This is a genomic window from Paracoccus cavernae (assembly GCF_042430175.1).
Lineage (GTDB): Bacteria > Pseudomonadota > Alphaproteobacteria > Rhodobacterales > Rhodobacteraceae > Paracoccus > Paracoccus cavernae.
On sequence record NZ_JBHMDZ010000049.1, the window covers coordinates 345,309 to 361,436 of the forward strand.

Annotated in this window: 14 protein-coding genes; 6 read left to right on the forward strand and 8 right to left on the reverse strand. The window is 64.1% G+C overall.

Features of this window, described 5'->3' with window-relative positions; all coding sequences use genetic code 11:
• The first annotated feature begins 59 nt into the window (after positions 1 to 59).
• Positions 60 to 1,079 (forward strand): MBL fold metallo-hydrolase, encoded by a 1,020-nt coding sequence (locus tag ACFFUC_RS19480; protein WP_377688588.1) that lies wholly within the window; start codon positions 60 to 62, stop codon positions 1,077 to 1,079.
• A 67-nt stretch (positions 1,080 to 1,146) separates the two neighbouring features.
• Here ACFFUC_RS19480 and ACFFUC_RS19485 read toward each other — a convergent pair whose 3' ends face one another.
• The 7 genes from ACFFUC_RS19485 to paaN form a co-directional block, all read right to left on the reverse strand.
• Positions 1,147 to 3,099, reverse strand: a complete 1,953-nt coding sequence (locus tag ACFFUC_RS19485) for a 3-hydroxyacyl-CoA dehydrogenase NAD-binding domain-containing protein (protein WP_377688589.1) — start codon at positions 3,097 to 3,099, stop codon at positions 1,147 to 1,149.
• 18 nt (positions 3,100 to 3,117) lie between these two features.
• On the reverse strand, positions 3,118 to 3,819 hold the full coding sequence (locus tag ACFFUC_RS19490; protein WP_377688590.1) for an ABC transporter ATP-binding protein: 702 nt from the start codon (positions 3,817 to 3,819) through the stop codon (positions 3,118 to 3,120).
• Positions 3,806 to 4,588 (reverse strand): ABC transporter ATP-binding protein, encoded by a 783-nt coding sequence (locus tag ACFFUC_RS19495; protein WP_377688591.1) that lies wholly within the window; start codon positions 4,586 to 4,588, stop codon positions 3,806 to 3,808. The genes ACFFUC_RS19490 and ACFFUC_RS19495 overlap by 14 nt, the downstream gene beginning before the upstream one ends.
• Entirely contained in the window at positions 4,585 to 5,544 is a 960-nt protein-coding gene (locus tag ACFFUC_RS19500) for a branched-chain amino acid ABC transporter permease (protein WP_377688592.1), read from the reverse strand. Before ACFFUC_RS19500 ends, ACFFUC_RS19495 begins: the two co-directional genes overlap by 4 nt.
• A 2-nt stretch (positions 5,545 to 5,546) precedes the next feature.
• A complete protein-coding gene (locus ACFFUC_RS19505) occupies positions 5,547 to 6,419 on the reverse strand; it encodes a branched-chain amino acid ABC transporter permease (protein WP_377688593.1) in 873 nt (290 codons plus the stop codon).
• A gap of 86 nt (positions 6,420 to 6,505) precedes the next feature.
• Entirely contained in the window at positions 6,506 to 7,648 is a 1,143-nt protein-coding gene (locus ACFFUC_RS19510; RefSeq protein ID WP_377688594.1) for an ABC transporter substrate-binding protein, read from the reverse strand.
• A gap of 20 nt (positions 7,649 to 7,668) precedes the next feature.
• A complete protein-coding gene (gene paaN / locus ACFFUC_RS19515) occupies positions 7,669 to 9,345 on the reverse strand; it encodes a phenylacetic acid degradation protein PaaN (RefSeq protein WP_377688595.1) in 1,677 nt (558 codons plus the stop codon).
• 103 nt (positions 9,346 to 9,448) lie between these two features.
• On the opposite strand from paaN, the gene paaG reads away from it, so the two are divergent.
• The 5 genes from paaG to ACFFUC_RS19540 all read left to right on the forward strand — a co-directional run bounded on the left by paaG (position 9,449) and on the right by ACFFUC_RS19540 (position 13,965).
• On the forward strand, positions 9,449 to 10,243 hold the full coding sequence (gene paaG, locus ACFFUC_RS19520) for a 2-(1,2-epoxy-1,2-dihydrophenyl)acetyl-CoA isomerase PaaG (RefSeq protein WP_377688596.1): 795 nt from the start codon (positions 9,449 to 9,451) through the stop codon (positions 10,241 to 10,243).
• Between the two features lie 11 nt (positions 10,244 to 10,254).
• Complete coding sequence (gene paaI, locus ACFFUC_RS19525; RefSeq protein ID WP_377688692.1) at positions 10,255 to 10,686, forward strand: hydroxyphenylacetyl-CoA thioesterase PaaI; 432 nt, start codon at positions 10,255 to 10,257, stop codon at positions 10,684 to 10,686.
• 26 nt (positions 10,687 to 10,712) lie between these two features.
• Positions 10,713 to 12,023, forward strand: a complete 1,311-nt coding sequence (gene paaK / locus ACFFUC_RS19530) for a phenylacetate--CoA ligase PaaK (protein WP_377688597.1) — start codon at positions 10,713 to 10,715, stop codon at positions 12,021 to 12,023.
• A gap of 139 nt (positions 12,024 to 12,162) precedes the next feature.
• On the forward strand, positions 12,163 to 12,762 hold the full coding sequence (locus ACFFUC_RS19535; RefSeq protein ID WP_377688598.1) for a TetR/AcrR family transcriptional regulator: 600 nt from the start codon (positions 12,163 to 12,165) through the stop codon (positions 12,760 to 12,762).
• 132 nt (positions 12,763 to 12,894) lie between these two features.
• Positions 12,895 to 13,965 carry an AI-2E family transporter gene (locus ACFFUC_RS19540; RefSeq protein WP_377688599.1) on the forward strand — a complete coding sequence of 357 codons (1,071 nt, stop codon included), beginning with the start codon at positions 12,895 to 12,897 and terminating at the stop codon, positions 13,963 to 13,965.
• 90 nt (positions 13,966 to 14,055) lie between these two features.
• Here ACFFUC_RS19540 and paaZ read toward each other — a convergent pair whose 3' ends face one another.
• On the reverse strand, positions 14,056 to 16,119 hold the full coding sequence (gene paaZ, locus ACFFUC_RS19545; RefSeq protein WP_377688600.1) for a phenylacetic acid degradation bifunctional protein PaaZ: 2,064 nt from the start codon (positions 16,117 to 16,119) through the stop codon (positions 14,056 to 14,058).
• Positions 16,120 to 16,128 lie beyond the last annotated feature (9 nt).

A 16,128-nucleotide genomic window follows, 5' to 3' on the forward strand; every position in this document is an offset into this window, starting at 1 on the left:
ATGCAGGCGGCGGCTCTGTCGTGTCATGCTGCGGGCATATTGATCCAATGAGGTGCCTCATGAGCGACAAGACCACCGACAGCCGGCGCCGGAGCGCGGCCGCGACCGACAGGCCCGATCAAGGCACCGCCTTCCGCCCGAGCCGCCGCAGCGCGCTGATGCTGGGCGCGGGCCTGCCTCTGAGCCTCGCTTGGCCCGTTTCCGTGATGGCGCAGGACGGCGCGGGCGCAGATGGCGATGCCCATGCGCCCACCGCGCTCGCGCAGGCCGGTCTGCCGCTTTTGACGATCTCCCTCGGGTCTTTCGCGATCACGCCGCTTCCGGCGGGGGGCGGTGTCTCGGACAATCCGATTGCGATTTTCGGGCTGGATGTCGATCCCGAAGACTTCGCCCGCGTCGCTGCCGAGAACTTCATCCCCGCCGACAAGACCTTCGGCTCCTTCACACCGGTTCTCGTGCGGTTCGAGGGCGGTCTTGCGCTCTTTGATTCGGGGATGGAGCCGGCGGGTACCATCGCCGCGCTGGCACTGGCGGGGGTGACGCCCGACCAGATCACCCATGTCGTTCTGACCCATATGCATCCCGACCATATCGGCGGGCTTTACGGCGAGGGGCCGACTTTCCCCAATGCCGAACTGGTGGTGCCGAAGCTCGAAAACGACTTCTGGTCGACGCAGGACAGCGCGGCCTACAAGGCCAAGGTCGCGCCGCTGATCGACAAGGCGCGGCAGATCAATGCCGGCGACGAGATCCTGCCCGGCATCACCGCCGAGGCTGCTTACGGCCATACGCCGGGCCATACGACCTATCTTCTGAGCGCCGGCGACCAGCGCCTCCTGCTGACCGGAGACAGTTTCAATCATTACGCTTTCTCGGTCTCGCGCCCCGAATGGAAAGTGCTTTACGACAACGACAAGGATGCGGCGATCGTGACGCGCAAAGCCGTTCTGGCGCGTCTTGCCGCCGACCGCATCCCCTTTTTCGGCTATCACATGCCTTTCCCCGCCGTGGGTTTCATCGCGGATACGGGCGAGGGCAGCTACCGTTTCATGCCCGCGACCTATCAATTCTCGGTCTGAGGCCGGCGCGGAAATGAAGAGGGGCGGCAGAACCTTCTGCCGCCCCTTTGCCGTTTGAACCCGTCGGTCAGACCTTGCCTGCCGCACGGTCGCGGGCATGCATCGGTCCGCCGCGCCAGCGCGGGAAGCCGTAACCGTGGATCTCGACCAGATCGATATCCGAGGCCTGATGCGCGATCCCCTCGGCCAGAATGGCATCGCCTTCGGCCGCCATTTCGCCGACCAGCGCGGTTGCGATCTCCTGTGCGCTCATGGTGGCGGGACTGGCGATCCGCTCGCCCAGAAGCGCGGTCACGGCAGGCGAGGGTTTGGGTTTGCGGTCGCCTGCGACATAATCATACCAGCCGCCGCCGGTCTTCTGCCCCTTGCGGCCCGCCGTGACCAAGACGTCGCCAAGCGTTTCCGGCACATCTTGCCCAAGCGCCCGCGCGCCTTCGCGCTGGAGATAGGCGATGTCGAGCCCGCCCATATCCTGCGCCTCGAAGGGCCCCATCGCGAGGCCGTAGCCGCGCATTGCCGCGTCGATATCGGCAATTGTCACGCCCTGACGCACCAAAGCCTCTGCCGCGGCACGGTAGCGTTTGAGGATGCGGTTGCCGATGAAGCCTTCGCAGATCCCCGCCTGAACCGGAATTTTGCCAAGCTGTTTGGCCAGCGCGAAAGCCGTGGCCAGCACCTCGGGTCCGGTCTCGGGGACCGGCACGATTTCAAGCAATTTCATGACATTGGCGGGGCTGAAGAAATGCAGCCCGATGAAGCGTTCGGGATGGGGCAGACCTTCGGCGATCTCGCGCGGATCAAGATACGAGGTATTCGTCGCCAGAACGGCATCGGCACGGCATGCCTGCGCGAGCTGCTCGAAAACCGCGCGTTTGACGCCGATTTCCTCGAAGACCGCCTCGATCACCAGATCGGTATCGGCAAGCGCTGCATAATCGGTCGAGGGGGTGACGCCCGCCAGACGCGCCTCGGCCTGCGCTTGGGTCAGCTTGCCGCGTTTGACGCCGCCCTCGAAGATCGCGCGCAGATTGGCGATGCCGCGCGCAAGGGCCGTCTCGTCACGCTCGATCAGCACAACCGGCAGGCCCGCATCGCGCAAAGCCGCGGCAATGCCTGCGCCCATCGTGCCGCCGCCGATCACCGCGGCCGAGCGGATGGCGACGGGTTTGGCATCCCCCAGATGTGCGGGACGGGTCGCGGCGCGTTCGGCAAAGAATACTGCCCGCAAAGCCGCCGCCTGATCCGAGCCGCGCAGCGCGAGGAAGGTTTCGCGCTCGAATGCCATGGCCGTTGCAAAGTCGTTCTCGGATGCAAAGCGGAGCGAGTCCAGCGCGCGCAGCGGGGCATTGTTGCCCTTGGCCGCCTTGGTGACCGCCACGCGCTGCCCGTCCCAGAAAGCATCGTCTTCGGGCGTGATCACGCGGGCGGAAACGGGTTGGGGCAGGGGCTTTGCCAATGCCTTTTCGGCAAAGGCGATCGCGCCCTCCAGCAGATCGCCCTCGATCACCGCGTCGATCAGGCCAAGCGTCAGGGCCTTTTCGGCACGCACCGGCTTGCCCGATGTCACCAGCGCCACAGCGGCGGGCAGGCCGGTCAGGCGCGGGGTGCGCACCGTGCCGCTTGCCCCCGGAATGATCCCGAGATTGACTTCGGGCAGGCCGAGGCTTGCGCCGGTGCCCGCGACGCGGAAACGGCAGCCGAGCGCGACTTCAAGCCCGCCACCCAGCGCCGCGCCGTGGATGGCCGCGACCCACGGTTTCGCCGCGCCTTCGATACGGGCGACGAGATCGGGCAGATGCGGCGGCTCCGGCACTTTGCCGAATTCGCGCACATCGGCACCCGCGATGAAGGTCCGGCCCGCGCAATGCAGCACGACCGCCGTCACCTCCGCCTCGGCGTCAAGCGTGGCGACCGCATCCCACAACCCCTGCCGCACGGCTTGCGACAAAGCGTTCACGGGCGGATTATCCACGGTGACGATGGCGATATTGCCCGCGCGGGCGATGGTGACGGTGGACATGTCTTTACTCCTGACTTGTCAGATCCCGAGATAGGCTTCGCGGATGCGCGGATCCGCGATCAGCGCCTCGGCAGGGCCTTCCATACTGATGCGGCCGGTCTCCATGACATAGCCGCGATCGGCGATTTTCAGGGCGCCAAAGGCGTTTTGCTCGACCAGAAGCACGGTGACATTGAGCGCTTTCAGCCCTTTGACCACATCGAAAATCTGCTGGACGATGATCGGCGCCAGCCCCATCGAGGGCTCGTCGAGCAAAAGGCAGCTTGGCCGGCCCATCAGCGCCCGCGCCATGGCGAGCATCTGCTGCTGGCCGCCCGACAGACCACCCGCCGCGAGATTGCGCTTTTCGCGCAGGATCGGGAACATCTGGAAAGCGTCCTCCATATCCTTCTCGACGCGGTCGTCGGTGAAAAGGAAGGCGCCCAGACGCAGGTTTTCCTCGACCGAGAGATTGGTGAAGATCTGCCGCCCCTCAGGCGATTGCGCGAGACCGCGTTTGAGGCGCTTGAAGGCCGGAACCGGCGTCAGCGCCTCGCCGCGAAAGGTGATCGTCCCGCCCGAGACCGGCTGCACGCCCGACAGGCAGCGCAAAAGCGTGGTCTTGCCCGCGCCGTTTGCCCCGACCACGGTGACGATTTCGCCGCTGTCGACGCGAAGGTCGATCCCGTGCAGCACTTCGATGCGCCCGTAGCGCGAGCGCAGCCCCTCAACCGTCAGCATGGGCGACCTCCGCTTCGGTACCAAGATAGGCGGCAATGACCGCCGGATTGCGGCTGACCGTGGCGGGATCGCCCTCGGCAATCTTTTCGCCGTGATCAAGCACGACGATATGGTTCGAGATCCGCATGACCATTTTCATGTCGTGTTCGACCAGCAGGATCGCCACGCCCGAGGCCGCGACTTCGGCGATGAGGTGGTCGATTTCTTCGGTCTCGACGGCATTGCAGCCGGCGGCGGGTTCATCGAGCAGCAAAACCGCAGGATCAAGCGCCAGAGCGCGGGCGATCTCCAGCCGTTTGAGCGCGCCATAGGACAGATTGCCCGCCTCGCGTTCGGCGGCGCGGTCCAGCCCTACGCGCGCCAGCAGGGCACGCGCGCCCTCGGCTGCCGCTTTGGCGCGGCGGCGCGACGAGGGCAGGTTGAGCAGATCGGCCAGAACCGGACCGCGCTCGCGCAGGTGATAGCCCGCGATCGCGTTTTCCAGCACCGTCATGTTCTGGAAGATCTGGAGGTTCTGGAAGGTGCGCGACATGCCGCGTTCCGCCAGATGGTTCGGAGCCATGCCGGTCACATCCTCGCCCTTGAGCAGGACCTGACCCGAGCCGGGCTGGTAGACGCCCGAGATCATGTTGAAAAGCGTGGTCTTGCCCGCGCCGTTGGGCCCGATCACCGAGACGATCTCGCCCGGTTCGACCTTGAAGCCGACATCCTGCACGGCTTTGAGGCCGCCGAAGGTGATGCCGAGGCCCTTGATTTCCAGAAGGCTCATTCGTCTTTCCCCCGGAATTTGCGCAGGATCGACGGCAAAAGCCCCTGCGGCATGAAGATCATCACAAGGATCATGACCAGACCCAGCATGAGCTGCTCATATTCGGCGAAAACCGTCAGCGCCTGCGGCAAAAGCGTCAGGATCCCCGCGCCGAAGATCGCGCCCAGCACCGAGCCCGCGCCGCCGAGAACCGCCATCGTGACCATCTCGATCGAATGCATGTAGCCCGCGACATCGGGGCTGACGAATTTGTTTTGCAGCGCCAGCAGCGAGCCCGAGACCGAGGCATAGACCGCCGAGATGACGAAGGCCTGCAGCTTGTATTTCGCGACATCGACGCCGACGGTGCGGGCCGCGATCTCGGAGCCGTGCAGCGCGCGCAGGGCCCGCCCCGAGGGGCTGTTGTAGAGGTTGAGCGCGATCCATGCGCCGATCAGCAGGCAAAGGCCGGTGAAAGCATACCAGAACTCGCCGTTCGTGAGGTTCAGGCCCCAATCCTTCAGCAAGGCGCGCAGGCCCAGCTCGGGGACATCGATCCCGTCGGGGCCTTTGGTGATCTGGCGCTCGTTGCTCAGCACCATGAAGATCAGGATGCCCATGCCGAGGCTGGCCACGCCAAGATAATAGCCGCGCAATTGCAGGATCGGACGGCCGACGAGATAGGCCAGCGCCGCTGAAATCGCCGCGCCCAGCACGATCGCAAGGCCGGGGTGCAGCCCCAGATAGATCGGGGCCAAGGCGCAGGCATAGGCCCCGATCCCCGCAAATCCGGCATGGCCGAGGCTGATCTGGCCGGCATAGCCCGTCAGGATCACGATCCCTGTCACCGCGATGCCGTTGACGAAGATCAGCGCGCCGATGCGGAAGTAATAGCCCGAGGGAAAGAAGAACGGCGAGATCGCGATCAGCGCGGCCAGCACCAACAGGGTTGCCTGTTTCGAGGTCAGCTTCATCATGATCACACCCGCTCGGTCGATTTTTTGCCGAAAAGGCCCTGCGGCATGAAGAACAGCACCGCGAGGATCACGACGAAGGCCGCCGCGTCTTTGTATTGCGAGCTCAGATAGCCCGCCGTCATTGCCTCGATCACGCCAAGCGCCAGCCCGCCCACAAGCGCGCCTTTGGGATTGCCCATTCCGCCCAGCATGGCCGCGGCAAAGCCCTTGAGCGCCAGCGCGATGCCGACGTCATAAGAGACCAGCGTGATCGGCGTGACCAGCACGCCCGCCAAAGCCCCGATCCCCGCCGAAAGCGCGAAGGACAGCGTCATGATGAAATTGGTGTTGATGCCGACAAGCTGGGCGGCAAGACGGTTGTTCGAGGTCGCCAGAAGCGCCTTGCCCGTCAGGGTTTTGGTGAAAAACACCCAAAGCCCGAAGAAAACCGCGAAAGCCCCCGCGATGACCCAAAGGCTTTGCGGCAGGATGGTCGCGCCCAGAATATGGATCGGATCATCGCCCGAGAATGCCGGAAAGCGGTGGAGCTGTTTGTCGAAGACCAGTTGCGTCACGCCGCGGATCAGGATCGAGGCCCCGATGGTGATGATGATCAGCGACACGACCGGCGCGCCGCGCGCGGGCTCGATCGCGAGCTTGTTCAGCGCGACCCCCACAGCCGAGGTCACCGCGATCGCGATCAGCGCCGCCAAGGGCAGGGGCAGCCCCGCCTGATGGGCGAAAACGGTGATCATCCCGCCCAGCATGACGAATTCGCCTTGCGCGAAATTCACCACATCCGAGGCGTTGTAGATGATCGTGAAGCCCAAGGCGACGAGCGCGTAAACCGCGCCGACCGTCACTCCGGACAAAAGAAATTGCATGAGTTCCGACATGGCGGGGGCCCTTCGAGGGTCGTGGCGGCTTTGGCGCGGGCAGGGATTTCTCTCCCCTCCCGCGCCTTCGGCCAAGCCGGTTCAGATCAGTCGATCAGCTTCCATTTGCCGCCCGAGATCTCGAGCATCTTGAAGGCGCTCAGATCGAGACCGAGGTGGTCTTCGGGGGTCATGGTGACGATGCCGGTGGTGCCGACGAGGCCCGAGGTCGCCTCGATCGCGTCGCGGATCGCCACCGGATCGGTGTCGCCCGCGCGGGTGATCGAATCGCTCAGGATGTTGAAAGCGTCATGGGCATAGCCGCCGAAGGTGCCGACCGGCGTTTTGGTGCGGGCCTCGAACGCGGTCTTGTAGGCCTCGACGACCGGCTTTTGCGGGTCGGTGTCGGGCAGAAGATCGGCCACGAGCAGCGCCGTGCCCGGAATGCGCACGCCTTCGGCCGCATCCGCGCCGGCAAGCTCGATGAAGCCGTCCGAAGCCACGCCATGCGACTGGTAAAGCGGCAGGCCGACGGCGAGCTGCTTGTAGTTGCGCGTCACGATCGCGGGGCCCTGACCGAAGCCGGGGTTGAGGACGGCCTGAATACCTTCCTTGCCTTTGATATTGGTCAGCTGCGGCGTCATGTCGGCGTCTTGCGGGCCGTAGGTTTCATCCGCGACGATCTCGATTCCGTAATTGCCGATCACATCCTTGCACTGCGCCTGCATCGAAGCGCCGAAGCCGTCGGTTCCCGAGATCAGGCCGATCTTGGTGATACCTTGCGCCTTCATATCCTCGAAGATCTTTTCGCAGGCCATACGGTCGGTATGGGGCGTTTTGAAGGTGAAGGGGCGCACCGGCTGGATGATCTCGATCGCGCCGGCCAGCGAGATGAAGGGGACTTCGTTGTCTTCGGCGACCGAGGCGATCGACATCGAGGTGCCGGTGGTGGAACCCCCGATGATCGCGACGACTTCGTCATCCTCGATCAGGCGGGTCGCGAAGGTGCGGGCCTTGTTGGGGTCCGAGCCGTCGTCGTAAAGCACGAGCTTGACCGGTTCGCCGTTGATCCCGCCCTTGGCATTGGTCTCCTCGACCAACATTTCGAGCGTTTTCGCCTCGGGGTCGCCGAGGAAGGATGCGGGGCCGGTCGCCGAGACCGATGCGCCGATCCTGATTTCGGCCTGGGCGGCGGTGCCTGCAAGGCCAAGGGCCACAAGCGTGGCAATCATGCTGGTCGTGGATTTCATGGTCTTCCTCCCTAAGAAAGTCAGTTCGCGCCGGACGCTGCGGTCCGGTCGGAGATCGGTCGCCGCCACATCACGCGATGGAAACGGTTGGCGACGAAAGCGGTGTCGGTCAGGCTGGCGTTTCCGGCCGGATTGGCGCCGGTGACGTGAAAATCGCTGAAGGCCGCGGATTGATTGACGAAGATATTGCCGGTCAGGTTGATCGAAAGATTGACGCCCGCGCCCGCGAAAGCGCGGATGGCGCGGCTGATGCGGGCCTCGTCCGTGTCGTAAAGCGCGGCGGTGATCGCGCCTTTGCTGCGGGCAAGATCCGCAGCCTTGGTGATGGCCGTATCCGCGTCGCGCATGCGGATCAGGAAAGCGATCGGGCCGAAGCGTTCCTGCTCATAGGTGGCGCGGTCGTCCTCGTTCACGGCCAGCAAAAGCGGTGTTGCGCTGCGGCCCGATGCCAGCGGGGCGCTGTCGCGGATGATTTTGCCCAAGCCGCGGGCCTCGGCCACGCGCTGAAGCGTCGCGGGGTTGGCGATGGTGCCGCAGATCCCCGAGGCCTGCGCCGGATCGGCGAGAAGCGCCTCGATGGCGGCACGGATTCCTGCCGCGACCTCGTCGAAGCTCTTGTGCCCCTGATCGGTCTCGATCCCCTCGGCAGGGATATAGATGTTTTGCGGCGCGGTGCACATCTGGCCCGAGTACAGCGCCAGCGAGAAGGCGAGATTGGCGCAGACCGCGTTGAAATCTTCGGTCGCGGCGAGGGTTACGGTATTGATGCCCGCCTCTTCGGTGAAGACCGCTGCCCGCCCCGCATTGGCGCGCACCCAATCGCCGAAAGCGTTCGAGCCGGTATAGTCGATCAGCGCGACTTCGGGACGGGTGACCAGATCCTTGGCCAAGGGCGCATCCGCGCGATCGGCGGCCAGCAAGATCACATCGGCGGGCAGACCCGCTTCGGCCAGAACTTCGCGCGCGACGCGCACGGTCAGCGCCAGCGGCAGGATCGCGGCGGGATGGGGTTTGACGATGACGGTATTTCCCGTGGCAAGGCTTGCGAAGATCCCCGAATAGGAGTTCCACGTCGGGAAGGTATTGCAGCCGATCGCCAGAGAAATCCCGCGCGGCAGGATCGTCCAGTGCTTCTCGATCTCCAGCGGGGCGGCCTTGCCCTGCGGCTTTATCCAGTCGGCACGCGGCGCAAAGCGCGTCATCTCCGCATAGGCCAAGGCCACGGCTTCAAGCGCACGGTCCTGCGCATGGGGCCCGCCCGCCTGAAAGGCCATCGCGAAGGCTTGGCCGGTCGTGTGCATCGTCGCGTGGGCCATCAGGAAGCTTTGGCGGTTCAGCCGCGCAAGGATTTCAAGGCAGATGCCCACGCGCGTCTCGATCGCGGCTTCGGCCCAAGCGCTGGAAGCGGCAAGGCTCGCGGCGACCAGATCATCGACCGGCGCCGCCGGATAGCTGATCGCGAGGGCAGGGCCCCAAGGCGAGATCTCCGCTCCGATTCGCGCATTCTCGGGGTGGTCGGGCAGGGCAAAGGCCTCGCCCTGCAGCGCGGCAAAAGCGGCCTCGGCATCGGATTTGGCGCTCTCGCCATAGATCTTGCCGCTGGGAATTTCGGGGAAGGGCGACCAGAAGCCACGGCTCTCGACCGCCTTGATGGCAGTCTCCAGCATCGGCCGGTGAAGGTCGAAAAATCGCGTCATGGTGGTCTCCTCCCAGATCACGCTTAATCATTGACCGTCCGGTCGGTCTATGCAACAAGAATCTGGAGGCCCCGCCGATATGCGGGGATTGGGAGACATCACCATGAGCCAATCCGACACCGTCCTCGTGGCGCTGGACGGGGGTGTGTTGCGCCTGACGCTGAACCGCCCCGACAAGCTGAATTCGTTCAACGAGGAAATGCATCTGGCGCTGCGCGCGCAGATCGAGCGCGCCCATCACGATCATGCGGTGCGCGCCGTTTTGTTGACGGGGGCAGGGCGCGGCTTTTGTGCGGGGCAGGATCTGGGCGATCGCGATCCGCGCAAGGGCGGGCCGAAGCCCGATCTCGGCCAGACGCTCGAGACATTCTACAACCCGACTTTGCGCCTGATTCGCAGCCTCGAAAAGCCGGTCGTCTGCGCGGTGAACGGGGTTGCTGCCGGCGCTGGCGCGAATATCGCCTTTGCCTGCGATATCGTTCTGGCCGCGAAATCCGCGAAATTCATTCAGGCTTTCGCCAAGATCGGTCTGGTTCCGGACGCGGGCGGCACATGGTCGCTGGCGCGCATTCTGGGCGAGCCGCGCGCGAAAGCGCTGGCGCTGACCGCCGAGCCGCTGATGGCCGAAAAGGCCGCCGATTGGGGGCTGATCTGGAAAGCCGTCGAGGACGAGGCCCTGATGGCCGAAGCCGAGGTTCTGGCCGCCGGCCTTGCCGCGGGTCCGACCCTCGGGCTTGGCCTGACGAAACGCCTCATTCAGGCGGCGGCCAGCAACAGCCTTGACGAACAGCTTGATCACGAGCGCGATTGCCAGCAGATCGCAGGCCGCAGCGAGGATTACGCAGAAGGCGTCACCGCCTTCCTCGAAAAGCGCAAACCCGCCTTCAAGGGGGAGTAAATCCGATGACGATGACCGATCAGGAAATCGCCGAAGCCTGCGCGCAGTCCATGTGGAACGACGACAGCGCGAGCCAGCGCCTCGGCATGGCGCTCGAGCATGTCGCGCCCGGCGAGGCCACCTTGTCGATGGATGTCACCAAGGACATGTCGAACGGCCACGGCAATTGCCACGGCGGCTATATCTTTACCCTCGCCGATAGCGCCTTTGCCTTTGCCTGCAACAGCCGCAACACGATGGTTGTCGCCCAGACCAATTCGATCACCTACATCAACCCCGTCCGGATCGGCGACCGCCTGACGGCCGCCGCGCGCGAGATTTCCCTGCGCGGGCGCTCGGGGATTTATGATGTGCGCATCACCAACCAGCATGGCGACCATGTCGCCGAATTTCGTGGCCATTCGCGCTCGGTGAAAGGGCAGCATCTGCCCGATCTCGCCTGAGCTATTCCGTCTTAGGGAGGAACATTATGGAAGACCTCACTCCGAATCCGAAAGATCTCGACCCGATCGAAACGGCGTCGCGCGACGAGATCGAGGCGCTGCAATTCCACCGCATGAAGCGCTCGCTCAAACATGCCTATGAGAATTCGCCCTTCTTCCGCAAACGCTTCATCGAGGCGGATGTGCATCCCGAAGAGCTGAAGTCTCTGAAAGACATCGCGAAGTTCCCCTTCACCTATAAGCAGGACCTGCGCGACACCTATCCGTTCGGGATGTTTGCGGTTCCGCAGAACCAGCTGTCGCGCATCCACGGCTCGTCGGGCACGACCGGCAAGCCCACCGTGGTCGGCTATACCAAGAACGACATCGACACCTGGGCCAATCTGATCGCGCGCTCGATCCGCGCGGGCGGCGGGCGTGCCGGCGACATCTTGCACAACGCCTACGGCTACGGCCTTTTCACCGGCGGTTTGGGCGCGCATTACGGCGCCGAAAAGTTGGGCTGCACCGTGGTTCCGATCTCGGGCGGCGGCACCGAGCGTCAGGTGACGCTGATCAACGACTTCAAGCCGCGCATCATCATGGTGACGCCGTCCTACATGCTGTCGATCCTCGACGAATTCCGCCGTCAGGGCCTCGATCCGCGCAAATCCTCGTTGCAGGTCGGCATTTTCGGGGCCGAGCCCTGGACCAATGCCATGCGCGAGGAAATCGAGGAAGCCTTCGACATGCATGCCGTCGACATCTACGGCCTGTCGGAGATCATGGGGCCGGGCGTCGCGATGGAATGCGTCGAGACCAAGGACGGGCTGCATTTCTGGGAGGACCACTTCTATCCCGAGATCATCGATCCGGTCACCGGCGAGCCGCTGCCCGACGGCCAGATGGGCGAATTGGTCATCACCACGCTGACCAAGGAAGGTCTGCCGATGGTGCGCTACCGCACGCGCGATCTGACGCGGCTTTTGCCCGGCACCGCACGTTCGATGCGCCGGATCGAGAAGATCACCGGCCGCAGCGACGACATGATCATCCTGCGCGGCGTCAATGTCTTCCCGACCCAGATCGAGGAGCAGATCCTCAAATGCGCGCAGCTCGCGCCGCATTTCCATATCGAGCTGACGCGCTCGGGCCGGATGGACAGCATGGTCGTCCATGTTGAATGCTCCGAAGACGGCACCGACAGCGATGCGCGCCTGCGTTCCGCCAAGGATCTGTCGCATCGCATCAAGGCGGTGGTCGGGGTCTCGACCGTGATTCAGGTCTGCGATCCCCATTCGCTGCAACGCTCCGAGGGCAAGGCCAAACGCGTGGTCGACAACCGTCCCAAGGAATGAACCCGGCCTGACGGTCGTGCCCAGGGCGGGGCGGGGTTTCACGCAAGGGTGGAACTCCCCCTCGTCAATGGCTTACAGCTAGGGGTGAGTTTTTCGCCTGCTGTCGGGCCGACCGCTCCAAGCATGAAAGTGACGAATAATGGCTCGGACAAGAGCAGCCGATTTTGAGGAAAAACAACGCGGCATTCTCGATGATGCCGCGGCGGTTTTTGCCGAACAGGGAATGGAAAAGGCCTCGATGTCGCAGATTGCGGCGCACGCGAAGGTCTCGAAAGCGCTTCTTTACCACTATTATCCCAGCAAGGATGCTTTGATCTTTGCGATCATCATGACCCATCTCGAGGAGCTGGATGCCGCGATCGAAGAGGCCGACGAGCCCGATCTGCCGCCCCAGCAGCGCTTGCGCAAACTGGTGGGCACCGTGCTTGAAAGCTATCGCGGCGCCGACGACCAGCACAAGGTCCAGCTCAATGCGACCTCGGCGCTCTCGGACGAGCAAAAGGCCGAGATCACCGCGATGGAGCGTGGCATCGTCAAGCGTTTCTCCAGCGTTCTCAACCAGATCAACCCCGAGCTGGCCAATCCCGAGCGTCCGCTGTTGATGCCTGTCACCATGTCGCTGTTCGGCATGCTGAACTGGGTCTATATGTGGTTTCGCGACGGCGGGCGCATTTCGCGCGACGATTACGCCGATGTCGCGACGACGCTGGTTCTGGAAGGGATCAAGGCGGTCCGCTAAGGCGCGCCGCAAGGTTTGCGCAAAACATGCAAGACGCGGAGGCTCCGGCTTTTCGCGCTTGCGCGGAACCCGAGAGCCGTGCCACGGCTTTCCCTATGGACAGGCCAAGAAGCCGGGGAAATCGGGGACATTATGACGGACAAACGGCTTTCCACGGCTTTCGTCGCGACGATGGTCATCATCAGCATCTGTTTTCTGCTGGTGATCCGGCCCTATTACGGCGCGGTTTTCTGGGCGCTCATTCTGGCGCTGCTGTTCCAGCCGCTCTATCGGCGCTTGCTCGGCTGGTGCGGCGGGCGTTCTGCACTGGCCTCGATCTGCACGGTGATGACCTGCATTCTTTTGGTGGTCATCCCCTTCCTCATCCTTGTCGCCATGATCGCGGCCGAGGCGGCGCGGGCCTATCAGGCGCTCACCAGCGCGCCGCTTGATGTGGCGGGAACGCTCGACGGGCTGCGCAATCACCTGCCTGCAAGCGTGATCTCTTTCCTCGACCGTCTCAATCTGCCGAGCGCGGCCGAGCTGGCGCAGAAATTCAGCGAATTCCTGCAAAGCATCCTGCAATATGTCGCCAAGGGCTTTTACTCGTTGGGGCAGGGCGCGCTGAGTTTCACCGTGGCATTCGGTGTGGCGCTTTACCTGCTGTTCTTCCTGTTCAAGGACGGGCGCGGACTGGCCGCGACGATCCGCAAGGCGAGCCCGCTCAGCCTGCACCAGACCGAGGTTCTGATGCAGACTGTCGACTCGGTCCTGACGGCGACGGTGAAGGGAAACTTCATCATCGCGGCGGTGCAGGGCGCGATCGGGGGGGTGACATTGTGGTTTCTCGGGATCGGAGGCGCGGTGCTTTGGGGCGTCGTCATGGCGGTCCTGTCGCTTATCCCCGCGATCGGGGCGGGGCTGATCTGGTTTCCGATCGCCGTCTATCTGCTGGCGACCGGCAGCATCGCCAGCGGCGTGATCCTGATGGTGGTGGGCTTCGGCGTCATCTCCCTTGTCGACAACCTTCTGCGCCCGCGCCTTGTCGGCGGGCAGACCAATATGCCCGACTATATCGTGCTGGTTTCGACGCTTGGCGGGCTTTCCCTGCTCGGCGTCAACGGCTTCGTCATCGGCCCGCTGGTCGCGGCTCTCTTTCTGGCCGTCTGGCGGCTCTACATGGAAGAAAAGGGCGAGGCCCCCCTTCAGATCGAAGCCGATTGAGGCCCGACGGGCCCAACGCATCAGGGCAAAACGGAAAGGCGCCGGATCAGGATGTGATCCGGCGCCTTCTGCGTCACCGATCGGTGGTGATCAGTCTTTGAGCGGCCATTCCTTGGCCACCATGGTCAGCACGTCATATTGCGCGACGACCTCGGACTTCTGGTTGGTGACCTGACAATCCCAACGCACCTCGCCATGTTCGGCATTGGCGCGCGGATTGATTTCCTTGCAGGTCAGCCGCACCTGAAGGCTGTCGCCGAAATAGACCGGCGTCAGGAAGCGCAGATTGTCGACGCCGTAATTGGCCAGAACCGGACCGGGGTTCGGCTCGACGAAAAGACCCGCCGCGAAGCTTGCGATCAAATAGCCATGCGCCACGCGCTCGTCGAAGAACGGGTTCGCTTTCGCGGCCTCGCTGTCCATATGGGCGTAAAACGTATCGCCGGTGAATTCGGCGAAATGCTCGACATCTTCCAAGGTGACCACGCGGCTTGCGGTCACAAGCTGGTCGCCGATGCGCAGTTCGGCCAAAGATTTGCGGAAGGGATGCGTGCCTTGACGGGCATCCGCGCCCTCGATCCAGCGGCCGGTGACGGCCGAGAGCATGTTCGGCGCGCCTTGGACGGCGGTGCGCTGCATGTAATGGGTGACGCCGCGAATGCCGCCCATTTCCTCGCCGCCACCCGCGCGACCGGGACCGCCGTGGACCAGACCGGCCAGCGGAGAGCCGTGACCCGTCGAGGTCTTGGCCGAGGCGCGGTTTCCGATCAAAACGCGGCCGTGATAGGGCGCGATACCCAAGACCACTTCCTGCGCGACCTCGCCGTCATTGGTGAAGACCGATGCGGCCAGCGAGCCTTTGCCCATATTGGCCAGCTCGATCGCCTCGTCGAGCGTGTCGTAGGGCATGACCGTCGAGACGGGGCCGAAAGCCTCGACCTCGTGGACCGCGCGCGCGGCAAAGGGCTTGTCGCAGTAGAGTAGAACGGGGTTCATGAAAGCGCCGCTTTCGGCATTGCCCGAGGTCAGGCGCGCATTGTCGGGGTCGCCCGAGACGATCTCGGCATCGGCCTGCAGATCCTTGATGCGGGCGCGAACCTCGTCACGCTGATCGAAGGAGGCCAGCGCGCCCATGCGCGTCGCCTCGTCGCCCGGCAGGCCCACGGCGGTCTTGCCCAGACGCTCGCCCAAAGCCGCGACAAGCGCGTCGATCTGGCCACGCGGCGCGAAAACGCGGCGGATCGCGGTGCATTTCTGCCCCGCTTTCGAGGTCATCTCGCGCGCGACTTCCTTGACGAACAGATCGAATTCCGGCGTGCCCGCCACCGCATCTGTGCCGAGGATCGAGGCGTTCAGACTGTCGGCCTCCATATTGAAACGCACCGAATTGTTGACGATGGCCGGCAGGGTTTTGAGCATGCGGCCGGTGGTGGCCGAGCCGGTGAAGGTCACGACATCCTGCTCGCAGACATGGCTCAGCATATCGCCGACCGAGCCCGAAACCAGCTGCAGCGCGCCTTCGGGCAGAATGCCCGTCGCGATGATGCGGCGCACCATGAGTTCGGTCAGATAGGCGGTCTGGCTGGCCGGTTTGACGATACAGGGCACGCCCGCCAGAAGCGTCGGCGCGATCTTTTCCAGCATCCCCCAGATCGGGAAGTTATAGGCGTTGATATGGACCGCGACGCCCTGAAGCGGCGACAGGATATGCTGGGCCGAGAAGGTGTTGTCGCGCGAAAGCACCTCGACGGGGCCTTCGGTCAGCACGCGGGTGTTGGGCAATTCGCGGCGGCCTTTGGACGCAAAGGTCAGCATGGTGCCGATGCCGCCCTCGATATCGACCCAGCCGTCGGGCCGCGTCGCGCCGGTGCGCAGGCTTTCGGCGTAGAAGTCTTCCTTCTGCTCCATCAGCTTGAGGCCGAGCGCCTTGAGCATGCCCGCGCGCTCATGGAAGGACATGGCGCGCAGCTTCCTGCCCGCGACCGAACGGCCGTAATTCAGCACTTCGGCGAAATCGATCCCCGAGGAATCGATGGTGGCGATGGCCTCGCCGGTGCCGGCATCGCGCAGGACCTGACCGTCTTTCGCACCGGAGGTCCATTGGCCCAGAACATAGCTTTCGAGCCGGCGGCGCGCCTTGAGAGGGGCGTTCATGTCTTGTCC